This window comes from Neisseria meningitidis, from assembly GCF_022869645.1.
Lineage (GTDB): Bacteria > Pseudomonadota > Gammaproteobacteria > Burkholderiales > Neisseriaceae > Neisseria > Neisseria meningitidis.
On record NZ_CP064367.1, the window covers coordinates 1,340,623 to 1,363,007 of the forward strand.

Annotated in this window: 19 protein-coding genes, 4 tRNA genes and 1 pseudogene; all 24 read left to right on the forward strand. The window is 48.5% G+C overall.

The annotated features are described in order from the left end of the window. Positions 1–49: 49 nt before the first annotated feature. The 24 genes and pseudogenes from rsmD (at position 50) to IUJ45_RS06930 (ending at position 22,284) form a co-directional block, all read left to right on the forward strand. Positions 50–619, forward strand: a complete 570-nt coding sequence (rsmD, locus tag IUJ45_RS06820) for a 16S rRNA (guanine(966)-N(2))-methyltransferase RsmD (RefSeq protein ID WP_002245790.1) — start codon at positions 50–52, stop codon at positions 617–619. Positions 620–741: 122 nt separating this feature from the next. Continuing rightward, a complete protein-coding gene (locus IUJ45_RS06825) occupies positions 742–993 on the forward strand; it encodes a YfhL family 4Fe-4S dicluster ferredoxin (RefSeq protein ID WP_002216231.1) in 252 nt (83 codons plus the stop codon). Between the two features lie 96 nt (positions 994–1,089). Continuing rightward, a tRNA-Tyr gene (locus IUJ45_RS06830) sits at positions 1,090–1,173 on the forward strand. 30 nt (positions 1,174–1,203) lie between these two features. Further along, positions 1,204–1,277, forward strand: a tRNA-Gly gene (locus tag IUJ45_RS06835). A gap of 9 nt (positions 1,278–1,286) precedes the next feature. Next, positions 1,287–1,361, forward strand: a tRNA-Thr gene (locus tag IUJ45_RS06840). A gap of 48 nt (positions 1,362–1,409) precedes the next feature. Continuing rightward, positions 1,410–2,594, forward strand: coding sequence for an elongation factor Tu (tuf, locus tag IUJ45_RS06845; RefSeq protein ID WP_002215366.1), 1,185 nt, complete (start codon positions 1,410–1,412; stop codon positions 2,592–2,594). A gap of 6 nt (positions 2,595–2,600) precedes the next feature. Next, positions 2,601–2,676: transfer RNA gene (locus IUJ45_RS06850), tRNA-Trp, on the forward strand. 114 nt (positions 2,677–2,790) lie between these two features. Continuing rightward, complete coding sequence (secE, locus tag IUJ45_RS06855; protein ID WP_002236599.1) at positions 2,791–3,069, forward strand: preprotein translocase subunit SecE; 279 nt, start codon at positions 2,791–2,793, stop codon at positions 3,067–3,069. 1 nt (position 3,070) lies between these two features. After that, the gene (gene nusG / locus IUJ45_RS06860; protein WP_002215369.1) at positions 3,071–3,607 is read left to right on the forward strand and encodes a transcription termination/antitermination protein NusG; all 537 of its coding nucleotides are present in this window, start codon (positions 3,071–3,073) and stop codon (positions 3,605–3,607) included. A gap of 100 nt (positions 3,608–3,707) precedes the next feature. Further along, positions 3,708–4,142 (forward strand): 50S ribosomal protein L11, encoded by a 435-nt coding sequence (gene rplK, locus IUJ45_RS06865; RefSeq protein WP_002220151.1) that lies wholly within the window; start codon positions 3,708–3,710, stop codon positions 4,140–4,142. Beyond that, positions 4,142–4,837 carry a 50S ribosomal protein L1 gene (gene rplA, locus IUJ45_RS06870; RefSeq protein ID WP_002218415.1) on the forward strand — a complete coding sequence of 232 codons (696 nt, stop codon included), beginning with the start codon at positions 4,142–4,144 and terminating at the stop codon, positions 4,835–4,837. Before rplK ends, rplA begins: the two co-directional genes overlap by 1 nt. 229 nt (positions 4,838–5,066) lie before the next feature. Further along, a complete protein-coding gene (gene rplJ, locus IUJ45_RS06875) occupies positions 5,067–5,567 on the forward strand; it encodes a 50S ribosomal protein L10 (RefSeq protein WP_002215373.1) in 501 nt (166 codons plus the stop codon). Between the two features lie 57 nt (positions 5,568–5,624). Continuing rightward, entirely contained in the window at positions 5,625–5,996 is a 372-nt protein-coding gene (rplL, locus tag IUJ45_RS06880) for a 50S ribosomal protein L7/L12 (RefSeq protein ID WP_002215374.1), read from the forward strand. A 190-nt stretch (positions 5,997–6,186) separates the two neighbouring features. Further along, positions 6,187–10,365: a DNA-directed RNA polymerase subunit beta gene (gene rpoB, locus IUJ45_RS06885; RefSeq protein ID WP_105182946.1), complete on the forward strand. Its 4,179-nt coding sequence runs from the start codon at positions 6,187–6,189 to the stop codon at positions 10,363–10,365. Between the two features lie 151 nt (positions 10,366–10,516). Next, the gene (gene rpoC / locus IUJ45_RS06890) at positions 10,517–14,692 is read left to right on the forward strand and encodes a DNA-directed RNA polymerase subunit beta' (RefSeq protein WP_010981051.1); all 4,176 of its coding nucleotides are present in this window, start codon (positions 10,517–10,519) and stop codon (positions 14,690–14,692) included. Positions 14,693–14,982: 290 nt separating this feature from the next. Then, positions 14,983–15,240 carry a hypothetical protein gene (locus tag IUJ45_RS06895; RefSeq protein ID WP_002221845.1) on the forward strand — a complete coding sequence of 86 codons (258 nt, stop codon included), beginning with the start codon at positions 14,983–14,985 and terminating at the stop codon, positions 15,238–15,240. 5 nt (positions 15,241–15,245) lie between these two features. Continuing rightward, positions 15,246–15,386 (forward strand): annotated as a pseudogene (locus IUJ45_RS11225) (surface lipoprotein assembly modifier); the annotation flags it as partial. Between the two features lie 178 nt (positions 15,387–15,564). Then, positions 15,565–15,936 carry a 30S ribosomal protein S12 gene (rpsL, locus tag IUJ45_RS06900; protein ID WP_002218431.1) on the forward strand — a complete coding sequence of 124 codons (372 nt, stop codon included), beginning with the start codon at positions 15,565–15,567 and terminating at the stop codon, positions 15,934–15,936. Between the two features lie 117 nt (positions 15,937–16,053). Beyond that, positions 16,054–16,524 (forward strand): 30S ribosomal protein S7, encoded by a 471-nt coding sequence (gene rpsG, locus IUJ45_RS06905; protein WP_002215391.1) that lies wholly within the window; start codon positions 16,054–16,056, stop codon positions 16,522–16,524. Positions 16,525–16,542: 18 nt separating this feature from the next. After that, positions 16,543–18,648 (forward strand): elongation factor G, encoded by a 2,106-nt coding sequence (gene fusA, locus IUJ45_RS06910; protein ID WP_002215392.1) that lies wholly within the window; start codon positions 16,543–16,545, stop codon positions 18,646–18,648. Between the two features lie 87 nt (positions 18,649–18,735). Further along, complete coding sequence (gene tuf, locus IUJ45_RS06915) at positions 18,736–19,920, forward strand: elongation factor Tu (RefSeq protein WP_002215366.1); 1,185 nt, start codon at positions 18,736–18,738, stop codon at positions 19,918–19,920. Between the two features lie 17 nt (positions 19,921–19,937). Continuing rightward, complete coding sequence (gene rpsJ, locus IUJ45_RS06920) at positions 19,938–20,249, forward strand: 30S ribosomal protein S10 (RefSeq protein ID WP_002215394.1); 312 nt, start codon at positions 19,938–19,940, stop codon at positions 20,247–20,249. 290 nt (positions 20,250–20,539) lie between these two features. Further along, positions 20,540–21,592 carry a GTPase family protein gene (locus IUJ45_RS06925; RefSeq protein WP_002236603.1) on the forward strand — a complete coding sequence of 351 codons (1,053 nt, stop codon included), beginning with the start codon at positions 20,540–20,542 and terminating at the stop codon, positions 21,590–21,592. Between the two features lie 8 nt (positions 21,593–21,600). Continuing rightward, complete coding sequence (locus tag IUJ45_RS06930) at positions 21,601–22,284, forward strand: GTPase family protein (RefSeq protein WP_002236604.1); 684 nt, start codon at positions 21,601–21,603, stop codon at positions 22,282–22,284. Positions 22,285–22,385: the final 101 nt, after the last annotated feature.

The following is a 22,385-nucleotide window of genomic DNA, read 5'->3' on the forward strand; positions in this document are numbered from 1 at the left end:
TCTTTGACAGGTCTTGTATAATACCGTTTGAACTTACAGGTTTTTGATTATGGCGGCAGGCAAACATACCAAACACAGTAACCGGGTACGCATTATCGGCGGGCAATGCCGGGGCAGGAAATTAAGTTTCACATCCGCCGACGGACTGCGTCCGACACCCGACAGCGTGCGTGAAAAGCTGTTTAACTGGCTGGGACAGGATTTGACGGGTAAAACGGTTTTGGATCTCTTCGGAGGCAGCGGCGCACTCGGTATAGAAGCCGCTTCGCGCAACGCCAAACGCGTGCTGATTTCGGATAACAACCGCCAAACCGCGCAGACCTTGCAGAAAAACAGTCGCGAACTGGGTTTGGGGCAGGTGCAAATCGTCTGTTCAGACGGCATCGCATATTTGAAGACCGTATCCGAACAGTTTGATGTTGTCTTTCTCGACCCGCCGTTTGCATGGCAGGACTGGCAAATCCTGTTTGATGCCTTGAAGCCGTGCCTGAACCCCCGGTCATTCGTCTATCTCGAGGCGGGTACGCTGCCGGATATTCCCGATTGGCTGACGGAATATAGAGAGGGGAAATCGGGGCAGAGTACATTTGAATTAAGGGTTTTCCAAGTGGCTGAATAATATGCGCTTTGATAATCATTTCCGAGTTGTAAACATTCGTTTGCAACCGTCCGGTTCAAAAAAACCTTGTGCTATAATCCGCGCCCGCCCGGTTTTGATAATTTAGTGGAAAAGGAAAAGAAATGTCGCTTTTTATTACCGACGAGTGCATCAACTGCGACGTATGCGAACCCGAATGCCCCAATGATGCCATTTCCCAAGGCGAGGAAATTTACGAAATCAACCCCAACCTCTGCACGCAGTGCGTCGGACACTACGATGAGCCGCAGTGCCAGCAGGTTTGCCCGGTGGACTGCATCCTGATTGACGAAGAATATCCCGAAACCCATGACGAGTTGATGGCGAAATACGAAAAGATTATCCAGTTTAAATAAATTCTTTTTAAAACATCAAATTATGTCTGTTTTGAAATAAAATCAAAAAAAAACTTGACGGAAAAGCAAGCCGCTAATAAACTAACGTTCTCTTTTGGAGGGGTTCCCGAGCGGTCAAAGGGGGCAGACTGTAAATCTGTTGCGAAAGCTTCGAAGGTTCGAATCCTTCTCCCTCCACCAAAATTCTTACTTGGGGCAGTAGCGAGTAATGCGGGTGTAGCTCAATGGTAGAGCAGAAGCCTTCCAAGCTTACGGTGAGGGTTCGATTCCCTTCACCCGCTCCAAACAATTAGGCCCATGTAGCTCAGGGGTAGAGCACTCCCTTGGTAAGGGAGAGGCCGGCAGTTCAAATCTGCCCATGGGCACCATCTCTCGATTATTCATTTCTTTAAGGCTTAGATATATAGGATATTGCCATGGCTAAGGAAAAATTCGAACGTAGCAAACCGCACGTAAACGTTGGCACCATCGGTCACGTTGACCATGGTAAAACCACCCTGACTGCCGCTTTGACTACTATTTTGGCTAAAAAATTCGGCGGTGCTGCAAAAGCTTACGACCAAATCGACAACGCACCCGAAGAAAAAGCACGCGGTATTACCATTAACACCTCGCACGTGGAATACGAAACCGAAACCCGCCACTACGCACACGTAGACTGTCCGGGGCACGCCGACTACGTTAAAAACATGATTACCGGCGCCGCACAAATGGACGGTGCAATCCTGGTATGTTCCGCAGCCGACGGTCCTATGCCGCAAACCCGCGAACACATCCTGCTGGCCCGTCAAGTAGGCGTACCTTACATCATCGTGTTCATGAACAAATGCGACATGGTCGACGATGCCGAGCTGTTGGAACTGGTTGAAATGGAAATCCGCGACCTGCTGTCCAGCTACGACTTCCCCGGCGACGACTGCCCGATCGTACAAGGTTCCGCACTGAAAGCCTTGGAAGGCGATGCCGCTTACGAAGAAAAAATCTTCGAATTGGCTGCTGCATTGGACAGCTACATCCCGACTCCCGAGCGTGCCGTGGACAAACCTTTCTTGTTGCCTATCGAAGACGTATTCTCTATTTCCGGTCGTGGTACAGTAGTAACCGGTCGTGTAGAGCGCGGTATCATCCACGTCGGTGACGAGATCGAAATCGTCGGTCTGAAAGAAACTCAAAAAACCACTTGTACCGGTGTTGAAATGTTCCGCAAACTGCTGGACGAAGGTCAAGCAGGCGACAACGTAGGCGTATTGCTGCGCGGTACCAAACGTGAAGACGTAGAGCGTGGTCAAGTATTGGCTAAACCGGGTACAATCACTCCTCACACCAAGTTCAAAGCAGAAGTATACGTACTGAGCAAAGAAGAGGGCGGCCGCCATACCCCGTTCTTCGCCAACTACCGTCCCCAATTCTACTTCCGTACCACCGACGTAACCGGCGCGGTTACTTTGGAAGAAGGTGTGGAAATGGTAATGCCGGGCGAGAACGTAACCATCACCGTAGAACTGATTGCGCCTATCGCTATGGAAGAAGGTTTGCGCTTTGCGATTCGCGAAGGCGGTCGTACCGTGGGTGCCGGCGTGGTTTCTTCTGTTATCGCTTAAGTTTAGAGGCCAATAGCTCAATTGGTAGAGTATCGGTCTCCAAAACCGAGGGTTGGGGGTTCGAGACCCTCTTGGCCTGCCAAATAAAAAATTAACCGGCCTTGTGTCGGTTAATTTTTTTGTATTTGTTATTTAGTAAACTCTCTTGCCATTTACATGGATTGAGAATAGACAGATGCTATGATGGATAAATAATATGACAGAACATACGCCTGAAAAAAAGAACGTTAAAGTGGATCAACTGGTTGTTCAAGATAAAGAATCTGCATCTAATTCCGGTAAGGAAGGGTTTTTTGCATATTTCTCAAATTCTTGGTTCGAATTCAAAAAGGTGGTTTGGCCTAAGCGTGAAGATGCTGTCAGAATGACTGTATTTGTTATAGTGTTTGTTGCTGTGCTTTCTATATTTATCTATGCGGCAGATACAGCAATTTCGTGGTTATTTTTTGATGTATTGCTGAGAAGGGAAGGTTGAGATGTCGAAAAAATGGTATGTTGTACAGGCGTATTCGGGGTTTGAGAAGAATGTCCAACGAATATTGGAAGAGCGCATTGCCCGTGAGGAGATGGGAGATTATTTCGGACAAATTCTGGTGCCTGTAGAGAAAGTTGTTGATATCCGCAATGGTCGTAAGACTATTAGTGAAAGAAAGTCATATCCTGGTTATGTGCTAGTTGAGATGGAAATGACAGATGACTCTTGGCATCTTGTAAAAAGCACCCCCCGTGTTTCCGGTTTTATTGGAGGGAGGGCTAATAGACCTACGCCGATTAGTCAGAGAGAGGCTGAAATTATTTTACAGCAGGTTCAGACCGGCATAGAGAAGCCGAAACCAAAAGTTGAATTTGAGGTCGGTCAACAGGTTCGTGTAAATGAAGGGCCGTTTGCGGATTTTAACGGGGTGGTTGAGGAGGTCAATTATGAACGGAATAAGTTACGCGTGTCTGTTCAGATATTTGGTAGAGAAACACCCGTTGAGCTGGAGTTCAGCCAGGTTGAAAAGATTAACTGATTTTTATACTTGAAAAAAAAGCAATAAGAGGATAGAATCAAAAATTAACTTGGGGAGCGGAAATGGTTCCGCGTCTTACCCGTTTTTAGGAGTTCGTTAAGTGGCAAAGAAAATTATCGGCTATATTAAACTGCAAATTCCTGCAGGTAAAGCCAATCCATCTCCTCCGGTTGGTCCTGCTTTGGGTCAGCGCGGTTTGAATATTATGGAATTTTGTAAGGCATTTAATGCTGCAACCCAAGGTATGGAGCCTGGCTTACCGATTCCGGTTGTGATTACTGCATTTGCAGATAAATCATTCACATTTGTGATGAAAACCCCGCCAGCTTCTATCTTGTTGAAAAAGGCTGCCGGTTTGCAAAAAGGTAGTTCTAATCCTCTGACCAACAAAGTGGGTAAATTGACCCGTGCCCAGTTGGAAGAAATTGCTAAAACTAAAGAGCCTGATTTGACTGCTGCTGACTTGGATGCGGCTGTCCGTACTATAGCAGGTTCTGCTCGCTCAATGGGCTTGGATGTGGAGGGTGTTGTATAATGGCTAAAGTATCTAAACGCTTGAAAGCTCTTCGCTCTTCTGTGGAAGCCAATAAATTATATGCAATTGATGAAGCAATTGCTTTGGTAAAAAAAGCAGCGACTGCTAAATTTGACGAGTCTGTTGACGTATCTTTCAACTTGGGCGTTGATCCGCGTAAATCTGACCAAGTTATCCGTGGTTCAGTCGTTCTGCCTAAAGGCACCGGTAAGATAACTCGCGTAGCTGTATTTACTCAAGGTGCAAATGCAGAAGCTGCTAAAGAAGCTGGTGCAGATATCGTCGGTTTCGAAGATTTGGCTGCTGAAATCAAAGCAGGCAATCTGAACTTTGATGTCGTTATTGCTTCTCCCGATGCAATGCGTATTGTTGGTCAGTTGGGTACTATTTTGGGTCCTCGAGGCTTGATGCCAAACCCTAAAGTAGGTACTGTTACTCCTAACGTTGCTGAAGCAGTAAAAAATGCAAAAGCAGGTCAAGTACAATACCGTACAGATAAAGCAGGTATCGTTCATGCAACGATTGGTCGTGCTTCTTTCGCTGAAGCTGACTTGAAAGAGAACTTTGATGCGTTGCTGGATGCTATCGTTAAAGCCAAGCCTGCTGCCGCTAAAGGTCAGTATCTGAAAAAAGTTGCTGTGTCTAGCACCATGGGTTTGGGTATTCGCGTTGATACATCAAGCGTAAATAACTAATCTTAAGGAATTTTCAAGCAGTTTGGTTTTCTGGGCTGCTTGAATTTGGGCTACTTAAAATTAAGTAGATGTCCAAGACCGTAGGGATCGTAAGATTTAATCGTAACTGCCCTACGCAGACGGTAGTCCTGAAACACATTGCAAGATTGCTTGTAAGATGTCTTTTTAGGTTACCGCGCTGGTGGGATATCGTTTTGGTATCCTGTTTATAAACAGTGGGAGGTAGACCTTGAGTCTCAATATTGAAACCAAGAAAGTGGCGGTCGAGGAAATTAGCGCGGCAATTGCTAATGCTCAAACCCTCGTAGTCGCTGAATATCGCGGTATCAGTGTTTCCAGTATGACTGAGCTTCGTGCGAATGCACGTAAAGAAGGCGTTTATTTGCGCGTTCTGAAAAATACTTTGGCTCGTCGTGCAGTGCAAGGTACTTCATTTGCAGAATTGGCCGATCAAATGGTTGGTCCGTTGGTTTACGCTGCTTCTGAAGATGCTGTTGCTGCTGCTAAAGTGTTGCACCAATTCGCGAAAAAAGATGACAAAATTGTCGTTAAAGCCGGTTCTTACAATGGCGAAGTAATGAATGCTGCTCAGGTTGCTGAGTTGGCTTCTATTCCGAGCCGCGAAGAGCTGTTGTCCAAACTGTTGTTCGTTATGCAAGCTCCTGTATCGGGCTTTGCGCGCGGTTTGGCTGCTTTGGCAGAGAAAAAAGCCGGCGAAGAAGCCGCTTAATCGATTTTGTTTCTGTTAATCAATTATTTTTTAATACAATATTTGGAGTAAAATAGCATGGCTATTACTAAAGAAGACATTTTGGAAGCAGTTGGTTCTTTGACCGTAATGGAATTGAACGACTTGGTTAAAGCTTTTGAAGAAAAATTCGGTGTTTCTGCTGCTGCTGTTGCAGTTGCAGGTCCTGCTGGTGCCGGTGCTGCCGATGCTGAAGAAAAAACCGAATTTGATGTCGTTTTGGCTTCTGCCGGTGATCAAAAAGTCGGCGTGATTAAAGTTGTCCGTGCAATTACCGGTTTGGGTCTGAAAGAAGCTAAAGACATCGTTGACGGTGCACCTAAAACCATTAAAGAGGGTGTTTCTAAAGCTGAAGCCGAAGACATCCAAAAACAACTGGAAGAAGCCGGCGCTAAAGTCGAAATCAAATAATTTGATGCTTCTTATGAAGGCTGGCAGTTTTCTGCCAGCCTTATTTTGCTTCTTAAAATAAGCATTAAGTATTGTTTACATTTATTTGCATAGTTTTTATCAAATCATTGCAAATAAATGTAAACATCAGATTGATGCGTGCCGTTGCTTTCAGACGGCCTATTATTGAAAATTACTTTTCGGAGTGTATATGAGCTATTCGTTTACCGAGAAAAAACGTATCCGTAAGAGTTTTGCAAAGCGGGAAAATGTTTTGGAAGTTCCTTTCTTGCTGGCAACCCAAATTGATTCTTATGCGAAGTTTTTGCAGCTGGAAAATGCTTTTGACAAACGTACCGATGACGGTCTGCAGGCGGCATTTAATTCTATTTTCCCGATTGTGAGCCATAACGGTTATGCGCGATTGGAGTTTGTGCATTACACATTGGGCGAGCCTTTGTTCGATATTCCCGAATGTCAGTTGCGCGGAATCACTTATGCAGCCCCCTTGCGCGCGCGTATCCGTTTGGTGATTTTGGATAAGGAAGCATCTAAACCGACGGTAAAAGAAGTTCGTGAAAACGAAGTGTATATGGGCGAAATTCCGTTGATGACCCCGAGCGGTTCTTTTGTGATTAACGGCACAGAGCGTGTGATTGTTTCCCAGTTGCACCGTTCGCCCGGCGTGTTTTTCGAGCATGACAAAGGTAAGACGCACTCTTCCGGCAAATTGTTATTCTCCGCCCGCATCATTCCCTACCGTGGTTCATGGTTGGATTTTGAATTTGATCCGAAAGATTTGCTGTATTTCCGTATCGACCGCCGCCGTAAAATGCCGGTAACGATTTTGTTGAAGGCTTTGGGCTACAACAATGAGCAAATCTTGGATATTTTCTACGACAAAGAAACGTTCTATTTGTCTTCAAACGGTGTTCAAACCGATTTGGTCGCAGGCCGTCTGAAAGGCGAAACTGCCAAGGTCGATATCTTGGATAAAGAAGGCAATGTATTGGTTGCCAAAGGTAAGCGCATTACTGCGAAAAATATCCGTGATATTACCAATGCAGGCCTGACCCGTTTGGATGTAGAACCAGAAAGCCTGCTGGGCAAAGCATTGGCTGCCGACCTGATTGATTCGGAAACCGGCGAGGTATTGGCTTCTGCCAATGATGAAATTACAGAAGAGTTGTTGGCCAAATTTGATATCAACGGCGTAAAAGAAATTACGACCCTTTACATCAATGAGTTGGATCAGGGTGCTTATATCTCCAATACCTTGCGTACGGATGAGACTGCCGGCCGGCAGGCGGCGCGTGTTGCGATTTACCGTATGATGCGTCCGGGCGAACCGCCCACTGAAGAGGCGGTCGAGCAATTGTTTAACCGCTTGTTCTTCAGTGAAGACAGCTACGATTTGTCCCGCGTAGGCCGTATGAAATTTAATACGCGCACATACGAACAAAAACTGTCCGAAGCCCAACAAAACTCTTGGTACGGCCGCCTGCTGAACGAAACGTTTGCCGGTGCTGCCGACAAAGGCGGTTATGTCCTGAGCGTCGAAGATATTGTCGCCTCGATTGCGACTTTGGTCGAGTTGTGTAACGGCCATGGCGAAGTGGACGATATCGATCACTTGGGCAACCGCCGAGTACGTTCGGTAGGCGAGCTGACTGAAAACCAATTCCGTAGCGGTTTGGCCCGTGTGGAACGTGCCGTAAAAGAACGTTTGAATCAGGCGGAATCAGAAAACTTGATGCCGCACGATTTGATTAATGCAAAACCTGTTTCTGCTGCTATTAAAGAATTCTTCGGCTCCAGCCAATTGAGTCAGTTTATGGATCAGACCAATCCCTTGTCTGAAGTAACCCATAAACGCCGCGTATCCGCATTGGGTCCGGGCGGTTTGACCCGCGAACGTGCAGGATTTGAGGTGCGGGACGTGCATCCGACCCACTACGGCCGCGTATGTCCGATTGAAACGCCTGAAGGTCCGAACATCGGTTTGATCAACTCACTGTCCGTTTATGCGCGCACCAATGATTACGGTTTCTTGGAAACGCCTTACCGCCGCGTTATCGACGGCAAAGTAACCGAGGAAATCGATTACTTGTCTGCCATCGAAGAAGGCCGCTATGTGATTGCACAGGCGAATGCCGATTTGGATTCAGATGGCAATCTGATTGGCGATTTGGTTACCTGTCGTGAAAAAGGCGAAACCATTATGGCAACGCCCGACCGCGTCCAATATATGGACGTGGCAACCGGCCAGGTGGTATCCGTTGCGGCATCCCTGATTCCGTTCTTGGAACACGATGACGCGAACCGCGCATTGATGGGTGCCAACATGCAACGTCAGGCAGTGCCTTGCCTGCGTCCTGAAAAACCGATGGTCGGTACCGGTATCGAGCGTTCCGTTGCCGTTGACTCTGCCACTGCGATCGTTGCCCGCCGAGGCGGTGTGGTTGAGTATGTCGATGCCAACCGCGTCGTCGTTCGTGTTCATGATGATGAAGCGACTGCTGGCGAAGTGGGTGTCGATATTTACAACTTGGTTAAATTCACCCGTTCCAACCAATCTACCAACATCAACCAACGTCCGGCCGTCAAAGCCGGCGATGTGTTGCAACGCGGCGACTTGGTGGCCGACGGTGCGTCTACCGACTTGGGCGAATTGGCTTTGGGTCAAAACATGACCATCGCCTTCATGCCATGGAACGGTTACAACTATGAAGACTCGATTCTGATTTCAGAAAAAGTGGCTGCGGATGATCGTTACACTTCGATTCACATTGAGGAATTGAATGTCGTTGCCCGCGATACCAAGCTGGGTGCGGAAGACATTACCCGCGATATTCCGAACTTGTCCGAGCGTATGCAAAACCGCTTGGACGAATCCGGTATCGTTTACATCGGTGCAGAAGTAGAAGCCGGCGATGTGTTGGTAGGCAAAGTAACGCCTAAAGGCGAAACCCAGCTGACGCCGGAAGAAAAACTGTTGCGCGCCATCTTCGGCGAAAAAGCGTCTGACGTAAAAGATACTTCATTGCGTATGCCTACCGGTATGAGCGGTACGGTTATCGACGTTCAAGTCTTCACTCGTGAAGGTATTCAACGCGACAAACGCGCCCAATCCATTATCGATTCCGAGTTGAAACGCTACCGTTTGGATTTGAACGACCAATTGCGTATTTTCGACAACGACGCATTCGACCGTATCGAACGTATGATTGTGGGTCAAAAAGCCAATGGTGGTCCGATGAAGCTGGCTAAAGGCAGCGAAATTACTACCGAATATTTGGCGGGTCTGCCGAGCAGGCACGATTGGTTCGATATCCGTCTGACCGATGAAGATTTGGCCAAGCAGTTGGAACTGATTAAAGTGAGCCTGCAACAAAAACGCGAAGAAGCGGACGAGTTATACGAAATCAAGAAGAAAAAACTGACCCAAGGCGACGAATTGCAACCCGGCGTACAAAAAATGGTGAAAGTTTTTATCGCCATCAAACGCCGTCTGCAAGCCGGCGACAAAATGGCGGGCCGCCACGGTAACAAAGGCGTGGTATCGCGCATTCTGCCAGTGGAAGACATGCCTTACATGGCGGACGGCCGTCCGGTAGACATCGTACTGAACCCATTGGGCGTACCTTCCCGTATGAACATCGGTCAGATTTTGGAAGTTCACTTGGGTTGGGCAGCAAAAGGTATCGGCGAGCGTATCGACCGTATGCTGAAAGAGCAACGCAAAGCAGGCGAGTTGCGCGAGTTCTTGAACAGACTCTACAACGGCAGCGGTAAGAAAGAAGATTTGGATGCCCTGACTGATGAAGAAATCATCGAACTGGCCTCCAACCTGCGCAAAGGTGCATCTTTCGCCTCTCCTGTATTCGACGGTGCGAAAGAGTCTGAAATCCGCGAAATGCTGAACTTGGCTTATCCGAGCGACGATCCTGAGGTTGAAAAACTGGGCTTCAACGACAGTAAAACCCAAATCACGCTGTATGACGGCCGTTCAGGCGAAGCATTTGACCGCAAGGTTACAGTAGGTGTGATGCACTATCTGAAACTGCACCACTTGGTTGACGAAAAAATGCACGCCCGTTCTACCGGTCCGTACAGTCTGGTTACCCAGCAGCCTTTGGGCGGTAAAGCCCAGTTCGGCGGCCAACGTTTCGGCGAGATGGAGGTTTGGGCATTGGAAGCATACGGCGCGGCATACACGCTGCAAGAGATGTTGACTGTGAAGTCTGACGACGTGAACGGTCGTACCAAAATGTACGAAAACATCGTCAAAGGCGAACACAAAATCGATGCCGGTATGCCCGAGTCCTTCAACGTATTGGTCAAAGAGATTCGCTCACTGGGCTTGGATATCGATTTGGAACGCTACTGATACGGGTTTCAGACGGCATAAGGGGAGCTGTTCTGCAGGTATGCGGGGCAGCCGACAATGTTTAAAAACGAAATGCCGTCTGAAAACACTGTACCTCTATCCATATCGAAAATCCGCCATGCGGTAAAAATACTTCCTTCAAGGAGCAAAAATGAATTTGTTGAACTTATTTAATCCGTTGCAAACTGCCGGCATGGAAGAAGAGTTTGATGCCATCAAAATCGGTATTGCCTCTCCCGAAACCATCCGCTCATGGTCTTATGGCGAAGTCAAAAAACCTGAAACCATCAACTACCGTACGTTCAAACCTGAGCGTGACGGTTTGTTCTGTGCCAAAATCTTTGGCCCGGTCAAAGACTACGAATGCTTGTGCGGAAAATACAAACGCTTGAAATTTAAAGGTGTAACTTGTGAAAAATGCGGCGTGGAAGTAACCCTGTCCAAAGTGCGCCGCGAACGCATGGGCCATATCGAATTGGCTGCGCCCGTCGCACATATTTGGTTCTTAAAATCCCTGCCTTCCCGCTTGGGTATGGTGTTAGACATGACTTTGCGCGATATCGAACGCGTATTGTACTTTGAAGCATTTGTGGTAACCGATCCCGGTATGACTCCGCTGCAACGCCGCCAATTGCTGACTGAAGACGATTACTACAACAAGCTGGACGAATACGGCGACGATTTCGATGCCAAAATGGGTGCGGAAGGTATCCGCGAATTGCTGCGTACCCTGAATGTAGCGGGCGAAATCGAAATCCTGCGCCAAGAGTTGGAATCGACCGGTTCCGACACCAAAATCAAAAAAATCGCCAAACGCTTGAAAGTATTGGAAGCTTTCCATCGTTCCGGTATGAAACTGGAATGGATGATTATGGATGTGCTGCCGGTATTGCCGCCTGATTTGCGTCCGTTGGTTCCATTGGATGGTGGTCGTTTTGCCACTTCCGATTTGAACGATTTGTACCGCCGCGTTATTAACCGTAACAACCGTCTGAAACGTCTGTTGGAACTGCATGCTCCTGACATCATCGTCCGCAACGAAAAACGTATGTTGCAAGAAGCAGTTGACTCGCTGTTGGATAACGGCCGTCGCGGTAAAGCCATGACCGGCGCCAACAAACGCCCGCTGAAATCATTGGCAGACATGATTAAAGGTAAGGGTGGCCGCTTCCGTCAAAACCTGCTGGGCAAACGTGTGGACTACTCCGGCCGTTCCGTGATTACCGTAGGCCCGTACCTGCGTCTGCACCAATGCGGTTTGCCGAAAAAAATGGCTTTGGAACTGTTCAAACCGTTCATTTTCCACAAATTGGAAAAACAAGGTTTGGCCTCTACCGTTAAAGCAGCGAAAAAATTGGTAGAGCAAGAAGTACCGGAAGTATGGGACATCTTGGAAGAAGTCATCCGCGAACATCCGATTATGCTGAACCGTGCGCCGACCCTGCACCGTTTGGGTATTCAAGCGTTCGAACCTATCTTGATTGAAGGTAAAGCGATTCAGTTGCACCCATTGGTGTGTGCTGCGTTCAACGCCGACTTTGACGGCGACCAAATGGCGGTACACGTTCCATTGAGCTTGGAAGCACAAATGGAAGCACGCACGCTGATGCTGGCTTCAAACAACGTATTGTCTCCTGCCAACGGCGAACCGATTATCGTACCTTCCCAAGACATCGTATTGGGCCTGTACTACATGACCCGCGACCGTATCAATGCCAAAGGCGAGGGCAGCCTGTTTGCCGATGTGAAAGAAGTGCATCGCGCATACCATACCAAACAGGTTGAACTGGGTACGAAAATTACCGTACGTCTGCGCGAATGGGTGAAAAACGAAGCAGGTGAGTTTGAGCCTGTCGTTAACCGTTACGAAACAACCGTCGGCCGTGCATTGTTGAGCGAAATCCTGCCGAAAGGCCTGCCGTTTGAATATGTCAACAAAGCGTTGAAGAAAAAAGAAATTTCTAAACTGATTAACGCATCGTTCCGCCTGTGCGGCTTGCGCGATACGGTTATCTTTGCTGACCACCTGATGTACACCGGTTTCGGATTTGCGGCAAAAGGCGGTATTTCCATTGCCGTTGACGATATGGAAATTCCAAAAGAAAAAGCGGCCTTGCTGGCTGAAGCCAATGCCGAGGTTAAAGAAATCGAAGACCAATACCGTCAAGGTTTGGTTACCAACGGCGAACGCTACAACAAGGTGGTCGATATTTGGGGTCGTGCCGGCGATAAGATTGCTAAAGCGATGATGGACAACTTGTCCAAACAAAAAGTTATCGACCGTGACGGCAACGAAGTCGATCAAGAGTCATTCAACTCCATTTATATGATGGCGGACTCCGGTGCCCGTGGTTCTGCAGCTCAGATTAAACAGTTGTCCGGTATGCGTGGCTTGATGGCAAAACCTGACGGCTCGATTATTGAAACGCCGATTACCTCAAACTTCCGTGAAGGTCTGACCGTATTGCAATACTTTATTGCGACCCACGGTGCGCGTAAGGGTTTGGCGGATACCGCATTGAAAACCGCGAACTCCGGTTACCTGACTCGTCGTCTGGTAGACGTAACTCAAGATTTGGTCGTTGTTGAAGACGATTGCGGTACTTCAGACGGCTTTGTCATGAAGGCAGTGGTACAAGGCGGTGATGTGATTGAAGCATTGCGCGATCGTATTTTGGGTCGTGTTACCGCGTCTGACGTTGTCGATCCGTCAAGTGGCGAAACCTTGGTTGAAGCCGGTACGTTGCTGACTGAAAAACTGGTGGATATGATCGACCAATCCGGTGTCGATGAAGTCAAAGTCCGTACGCCGATTACTTGTAAAACCCGTCACGGCCTGTGTGCACACTGTTACGGTCGTGACTTGGCACGCGGCAAACTGGTTAACGCCGGTGAGGCAGTCGGTGTGATTGCTGCACAATCCATTGGCGAACCGGGTACCCAGTTGACCATGCGTACGTTCCACATCGGTGGTGCGGCATCCCGTGCGGCAGCAGCCAGCCAAGTGGAAGCCAAATCCAACGGTACGGCACGATTCAGCAGCCAGATGCGCTACGTTGCCAACAACAAAGGCGAGTTGGTTGTCATCGGCCGTTCTTGTGAAGTCGTGATTCACGACGATATCGGCCGTGAACGCGAACGCCACAAAGTACCTTACGGTGCCATCCTGCTGGTACAAGACGGTATGGCCATTAAAGCCGGTCAAACCTTGGCAACCTGGGATCCGCATACCCGTCCGATGATTACCGAACACGCAGGTATGGTGAAATTCGAAAACGTGGAAGAGGGCGTTACCGTTGCCAAACAAACCGATGATGTAACCGGTTTGTCCACTTTGGTGGTGATTGACGGTAAACGTCGTTCCTCTAGTGCTTCCAAACTGCTGCGTCCGACTGTGAAACTCTTGGACGAAAACGGCGTGGAAATCTGTATTCCCGGTACGTCCACTCCGGTTTCGATGGCATTCCCCGTTGGTGCGGTGATTACCGTACGCGAAGGTCAGGAAATCGGTAAAGGCGACGTATTGGCGCGTATCCCGCAAGCCTCTTCCAAAACCCGCGACATTACCGGTGGTCTGCCGCGCGTTGCCGAATTGTTTGAAGCACGCGTGCCGAAAGATGCCGGTATGTTGGCGGAAATTACCGGTACCGTTTCCTTCGGCAAAGAGACCAAAGGCAAGCAACGTCTGATTGTTACTGACGTGGACGGTGTAGCATACGAGACCTTGATTTCCAAAGAGAAACAAATTCTGGTACACGACGGTCAAGTGGTAAACCGCGGTGAAACCATCGTGGACGGAGCTGTTGATCCGCATGATATTCTGCGTTTGCAAGGTATCGAAGCACTGGCACGCTACATTGTCCAAGAGGTGCAAGAGGTTTACCGTCTGCAAGGTGTGAAGATTTCTGATAAACACATCGAAGTCATCATCCGTCAAATGTTGCGCCGTGTGAACATTGCGGATGCCGGCGAAACCGGGTTCATTACCGGAGAGCAGGTCGAACGCGGCGATGTGATGGCGGCCAATGAAAAAGCTTTGGAAGAAGGCAAAGAGCCGGCACGTTACGAAAACGTATTGCTGGGTATTACCAAAGCCTCCCTGTCCACCGACAGTTTCATTTCTGCCGCATCGTTCCAAGAAACGACCCGTGTTCTGACCGAAGCCGCGATTATGGGCAAACAAGACGAACTGCGCGGTTTAAAAGAGAACGTCATCGTCGGCCGCCTGATTCCTGCCGGTACCGGTTTGACTTATCACCGCAGCCGTCATCAGCAATGGCAAGGGGTAGAGCAGGAGACTGCTGAAACCCAAGTAACGGATGAATAATCTTCGGCGCGTTTATTCAATACAAAACCGCAAGCTTTAAGCTTGCGGTTTTTCTTTGTCCGATTAAGGCAAAAACAAGCGTTTTCGTCATTTTGAGGCGTGTGGATTATTCCTTAGGTATTTTCGGGCCGGAGACCAACGAGGTGGCGGGTGTCGTCGGTACGTCCGGAGACCAAAATAACTTTGCCAAGGATGTTGGTTTCGGCGGTCAAAAAAGTAGCGTCTTAATGTTTTCCATTTAAACAAATGTCGTCTGAAACTTCAGACGGCATTTCCTTTAAAAAATAAATATGAAACCCAGAAATCTCTTTTTTGCAGGCTGCCTGCTGACTTCGGCGACGTTTGCCGAGGATATCGGCGTACCTGTCGAACTGATTAACGTCGGTAATCGGATTGCGATGCCGTCTGAAGGGGAAAGCCTCGCCCTCCTGCCGTTTGCCGAGGATGTACCGCCGGTTCGCGATGCAATGCCGTCTGAAGTTCCTAAAAGCGCGGCAGGCGGCGATGTTCGGGGTGACCGGATGGGAATGCCGATTAACATCGGATGAGCGCGGCTTTATGGCATAAAAAACTGTCGTGGAAAGGATTTACACCCCAAATAAATTTCCGTTACAACAAGATCAACAGCAATATGCCCGCCTTTTATTCGCGCAGCAGCAAGGAATGGTTTGTCAGTATAGAAAAAACGTATTGACAGTATTTTCTCCAGCCGTCCGACTGATTGTGAGGGATGTCGGTAAATATTTATCGGCAAACAAGAAAATCATCTTTCTTCTTGTCGTTATGCTTGACTGTATACTTGCAATAAAAATATAATTCCACTCTTGCCGACATGGTGTCGGCAAGTATTTAACTCAACAGGACGAGAAAATATGCCAACTATCAACCAATTGGTACGCAAAGGCCGTCAAAAGCCCGTGTACGTAAACAAAGTGCCCGCACTGGAAGCCTGCCCGCAAAAACGCGGCGTGTGCACCCGTGTATACACGACTACCCCTAAAAAACCTAACTCTGCATTGCGTAAAGTATGTAAAGTCCGCCTGACCAACGGTTTTGAAGTCATTTCATACATCGGCGGCGAAGGCCACAACCTGCAAGAGCACAGTGTCGTATTGATTCGCGGCGGTCGTGTAAAAGACTTGCCAGGTGTGCGTTACCACACTGTACGCGGTTCTTTGGATACTGCAGGTGTTAAAGACCGTAAACAAGCCCGTTCCAAATACGGTGCTAAGCGTCCTAAATAATTACTGGGACTTAAATAGGCACGTCGGCCGCCTAAGCTGAACAACGGCCGAGTAAGTGAATACTCAATTGGGTATTCATGGGAATAGACCCGACTGAATAGATTAAAGGAAATTAAAATGCCAAGACGTAGAGAAGTCCCCAAGCGCGACGTACTGCCAGATCCTAAATTCGGCAGCGTCGAGTTGACCAAATTCATGAACGTATTGATGATTGACGGTAAAAAATCCGTTGCCGAGCGTATCGTTTACGGTGCGTTGGAACAGATTGAGAAAAAAACCGGCAAAGTAGCAATCGAAGTATTTAACGAAGCCATTGCAAACGCCAAACCTATCGTGGAAGTGAAAAGCCGCCGTGTAGGTGGTGCAAACTACCAAGTTCCTGTTGAAGTTCGTCCTTCACGCCGTTTGGCTTTGGCAATGCGCTGGGTTCGCGATGCGGCCCGCAAACGTGGTGAGAAATCCATGGACCTGCGTTTGGCAGGCGAATTGATTGATGCGTCCGAAGGCCGTGGCGGTGCGTTGAAAAAACGTGAAGAAGTACACCGTATGGCTGAAGCCAACAAAGCATTCTCTCACTTCCGTTTCTAATTTTGAAAGGCTAATAAAATGGCTCGTAAGACCCCGATCAGCCTGTACCGTAACATCGGTATTTCCGCCCATATCGATGCGGGTAAAACCACGACGACAGAACGTATTTTGTTCTATACCGGTTTGACCCACAAGCTGGGCGAAGTGCATGACGGTGCGGCTACTACCGACTACATGGAACAAGAGCAAGAGCGCGGTATTACCATTACCTCCGCTGCCGTTACTTCCTACTGGTCCGGTATGGCGAAACAATTCCCCGAGCACCGCTTCAACATCATCGACACCCCGGGACACGTTGACTTTACCGTAGAGGTAGAGCGTTCTATGCGTGTATTGGACGGCGCGGTAATGGTTTACTGCGCGGTGGGCGGTGTTCAACCCCAATCTGAAACCGTATGGCGGCAAGCCAACAAATACCAAGTGCCGCGCTTGGCGTTTGTCAATAAAATGGACCGTCAGGGTGCCAACTTCTTCCGCGTTGTCGAGCAAATGAAAACCCGTTTGCGCGCAAACCCTGTACCTATCGTCATTCCGGTTGGTGCGGAAGACAACTTCAGCGGTGTGGTTGATTTGTTGAAAATGAAATCCATCATTTGGAATGAAGCCGATAAAGGTACAACCTTTACCTATGGCGATATTCCTGCCGAATTGGTCGAAACTGCCGAAGAATGGCGTCAAAATATGATTGAAGCCGCAGCCGAAGCCAGCGAAGAACTGATGGACAAATACTTAGGCGGCGACGAGCTGACCGAAGAAGAAATCGTAGGCGCGTTGCGTCAACGTACTTTGGCAGGCGAAATTCAGCCTATGCTGTGTGGTTCTGCATTTAAAAACAAAGGTGTTCAACGTATGTTGGACGCAGTTGTAGAATTGCTGCCAGCTCCTACCGATATTCCTCCGGTTCAAGGTGTCAACCCGAATACCGAGGAAGCCGACAGCCGTCAAGCCAGCGATGAAGAGAAATTCTCTGCATTGGCGTTCAAAATGTTGAACGACAAATACGTCGGTCAGCTGACCTTTATCCGCGTTTACTCAGGCGTAGTAAAATCCGGCGATACCGTATTGAACTCCGTAAAAGGCACTCGCGAACGTATCGGTCGTTTGGTACAAATGACTGCCGCAGACCGTACTGAAATCGAAGAAGTACGCGCCGGCGACATCGCAGCCGCTATTGGTCTGAAAGACGTTACTACCGGTGAAACCTTGTGTGCGGAAAGCGCGCCGATTATCTTGGAACGTATGGAATTCCCCGAGCCGGTAATCCATATTGCCGTTGAGCCGAAAACCAAAGCCGACCAAGAGAAAATGGGTATCGCCCTGAACCGCTTGGCTAAAGAAGACCCTTCTTTCCGTGTCCGTACAGACGAAGAATCCGGTCAAACCATTATTTCCGGTATGGGTGAGCTGCACTTGGAAATTATTGTTGACCGTATGAAACGCGAATTCGGTGTGGAAGCAAATATCGGTGCGCCTCAAGTGGCTTACCGTGAAACTATCCGCAAAGCCGTTAAAGCCGAATACAAACATGCAAAACAATCCGGTGGTAAAGGTCAATACGGTCACGTTGTGATTGAAATGGAACCTATGGAACCGGGTGGTGAAGGTTACGAGTTTATCGATGAAATTAAAGGTGGTGTGATTCCTCGCGAATTTATTCCGTCTGTCGATAAAGGTATCCGCGATACGTTGCCTAACGGTATCGTTGCCGGCTATCCTGTAGTTGACGTACGTATCCGTCTGGTATTCGGTTCTTACCATGATGTCGACTCTTCCCAATTGGCATTTGAATTGGCTGCTTCTCAAGCGTTTAAAGAAGGTATGCGTCAAGCATCTCCCGCCCTGCTTGAGCCGATTATGGCAGTTGAAGTGGAAACCCCGGAAGAATACATGGGCGACGTAATGGGCGACTTGAACCGCCGTCGCGGTGTTGTATTGGGTATGGATGATGACGGTATCGGCGGTAAAAAAGTCCGTGCCGAAGTACCTCTGGCAGAAATGTTCGGTTATTCGACCGACCTGCGTTCTGCAACCCAAGGCCGCGCTACTTACTCTATGGAGTTCAAGAAATATTCTGAAGCTCCTGCCCACATAGCTGCTGCTGTAACTGAAGCCCGTAAAGGCTAATCAGGCAAATAGGCCGTCCGAAAGGCTGAAATGATTTTTCAGACGGCATTGTTCTTTAATCGATCTTTAATGTAAAGGAATTAGCTCATGGCTAAGGAAAAATTCGAACGTAGCAAACCGCACGTAAACGTTGGCACCATCGGTCACGTTGACCATGGTAAAACCACCCTGACTGCCGCTTTGACTACTATTTTGGCTAAAAAATTCGGCGGTGCTGCAAAAGCTTACGACCAAATCGACAACGCACCCGAAGAAAAAGCACGCGGTATTACCATTAACACCTCGCACGTGGAATACGAAACCGAAACCCGCCACTACGCACACGTAGACTGTCCGGGGCACGCCGACTACGTTAAAAACATGATTACCGGCGCCGCACAAATGGACGGTGCAATCCTGGTATGTTCCGCAGCCGACGGTCCTATGCCGCAAACCCGCGAACACATCCTGCTGGCCCGTCAAGTAGGCGTACCTTACATCATCGTGTTCATGAACAAATGCGACATGGTCGACGATGCCGAGCTGTTGGAACTGGTTGAAATGGAAATCCGCGACCTGCTGTCCAGCTACGACTTCCCCGGCGACGACTGCCCGATCGTACAAGGTTCCGCACTGAAAGCCTTGGAAGGCGATGCCGCTTACGAAGAAAAAATCTTCGAATTGGCTGCTGCATTGGACAGCTACATCCCGACTCCCGAGCGTGCCGTGGACAAACCTTTCTTGTTGCCTATCGAAGACGTATTCTCTATTTCCGGTCGTGGTACAGTAGTAACCGGTCGTGTAGAGCGCGGTATCATCCACGTCGGTGACGAGATCGAAATCGTCGGTCTGAAAGAAACTCAAAAAACCACTTGTACCGGTGTTGAAATGTTCCGCAAACTGCTGGACGAAGGTCAAGCAGGCGACAACGTAGGCGTATTGCTGCGCGGTACCAAACGTGAAGACGTAGAGCGTGGTCAAGTATTGGCTAAACCGGGTACAATCACTCCTCACACCAAGTTCAAAGCAGAAGTATACGTACTGAGCAAAGAAGAGGGCGGCCGCCATACCCCGTTCTTCGCCAACTACCGTCCCCAATTCTACTTCCGTACCACCGACGTAACCGGCGCGGTTACTTTGGAAGAAGGTGTGGAAATGGTAATGCCGGGCGAGAACGTAACCATCACCGTAGAACTGATTGCGCCTATCGCTATGGAAGAAGGTTTGCGCTTTGCGATTCGCGAAGGCGGCCGTACCGTGGGTGCCGGCGTGGTTTCTTCTGTTATCGCTTAATTGAAGGATATTGATAAATGGCAAACCAAAAAATCCGTATCCGCCTGAAAGCTTATGATTACGCCCTGATTGACCGTTCTGCACAAGAAATCGTTGAAACTGCAAAACGTACCGGTGCAGTTGTAAAAGGCCCGATTCCTTTGCCGACCAAAATCGAACGTTTCAACATTCTGCGTTCTCCGCACGTGAACAAAACTTCCCGTGAACAATTGGAAATCCGCACCCACTTGCGCCTGATGGACATCGTGGATTGGACCGACAAAACTACCGATGCGCTGATGAAGCTGGATTTGCCGGCCGGTGTTGATGTAGAAATCAAAGTCCAATAATTAGGGCTGTTGAAAATCCCCAAGCAATTAATGCTTGGGGATTTTTTATGTTATGCCGTCTGAAAATATGCGGCGGCAAACAGATTTAAGGCAAAACAACAAAATCAAAAAACAGTGCGGTCGGCGAAATCGGCTTATTTTGTGCCTCAAGAATTTTCAGACGGCATTTTTTAGTGAACAAAACAGGATATTTTTTATCCATAGCCTTCCGAAGGCTTGCCCCCCCCCGAAGAAAGGTAGAATCGGGCTTGGTTTGGGCAGAAGCATCCATCTGATTCTAAGGATGGATGATGTTTTATTCTCAAGTAAATAAAGGAAAGATGATGAGCTTACTTAATGTCTTTAAAGATATTTTAAACAACAAAGAATTGAATTCGGAAGAACGGCATGATTTGGAGCGGGCGGTTAAGATCTTGCAGGATACGCATGTCAATATTTTGATTACCGGAGCCACCGGTTGCGGAAAATCATCCACCATCAATGCCTTGTTCAGCATAGATCAGGCAACGGGAAAGAGTGATGGACTAGTAAAGGAAGTCGCAAAAGTAGGCGTGGGTGTAGATCCTGAAACTATGGATATTGCCAAATATGAATTGGAGAATATGACGATTTGGGATAGTCCGGGCTTGGGCGACGGAGAGAAGGCAGACCAAAAGCACCGGCGCAATATCATCAATAAGCTGCTGGAGAAAGACAGTAACGGCAATGCCGTCATCGACTTGGTTTTGGTGCTGCTTGACGGCGGCTCCAGAGACTTGGGGACATCATACGAACTGATTAACAATGTAATCATCAATACATTGAAGAAGAGTGGGGAAGGCCGTACAGACCGGTTGCTGGTTGCGATTAATCAGTGTGATATGGCGATGAAGGGGCGGAATTGGGATGCGGAAGCCGGCCGTCCGAACGCCGCCTTGGAAAACTTTTTGGAGGAGAAAGTGTGTTCGACACGCAAGCGCATTCAGGAAGCTACCGGCGTTACGGTCAATCCGATTTATTTTTCAGCAGGCTTTAAGAGTGAGGATGAGGAGCAGCGTCCCTATAACATAACCCGCCTGTTGCGTTACATCATTACGGCTATGCCGTCTGAAAAACGGGTGATTGTGGCAGAGAAGATTAATGTGGAAGAAATCGAACGAGATACCAGCCGCCGCAAACAGGAGGAGCGGCAAGAAATCGACAGTAGTATCGGCAGTGCGCTGGAGAAAATATTGGGGGCTGCGGGAGGCGTGGTTAAAGATGTTGTTTCAACGATAGCAAGCGGTGTCGGGACGCTGATCGGCGGTGCTGCAAAAGCGATTGGAGGGGCGATTAGCACGGTTGCTTCTTTTTTTGGCTGGTAGGAGCGCATATGCATCGTTACCGTATTTCTGAAATCGGGCAAAAAGTCACAGCAGCCGGTTTCCGTCATTTGGATGTCTTGCTTGTCGGTGCGACAGGTGTCGGCAAGTCCTCAACCTTAAATGCCTTGTTTGGCGAACAAAAAGCCAAGGTAGGCACAGGCGTGGATCCCGAAACGCAATTGGTCGAAAGCTATATGCTGAACGATGTGTTGCGGTTTTGGGACAGCGCAGGTTTGGGCGATGGGAAAGAAGCCGACCGCGCCCATCGGCAAAAACTGATTGATGTCCTGTCTAAAACCTATACTCATTCGGATGGGCAGTGGGGCTGGATAGATTTGGTGTTCGTTATCCTTGACGGCAGCTCCCGCGATTTGGGTACGGCCTATGATTTGTTGAGGGATGTTATCCTTAAAATGATTGATCCGGATAGGGTTATTGTTGCAATCAATCAGGCGGATATGGCGATGAAAGGACGTTATTGGGATAAGGTGCTGCATCAGCCGCAGCCGAATTTGCAACAGTTTCTAGACGAGAAGGCCGAATCGGTACAAAAAAGGATTCTGGAAGCAACCGGTTTGCAGATTTCCAAACCCGTTTACTATTCGGCATACGAAAACTACCATCTCAAAGAAATAATGGATGCAGTCATCAACCATATCCCGGTTTGTCGGAGAAAGATGCATACGCCGTGATGGTCGGATACCGACTCCTTTAAAAGCATCCGACCCTATGCCGTCTGAAGATTCAAAACGCTTCAGACGGCATATTGAAGATATTTTTGATATTTTTGTTG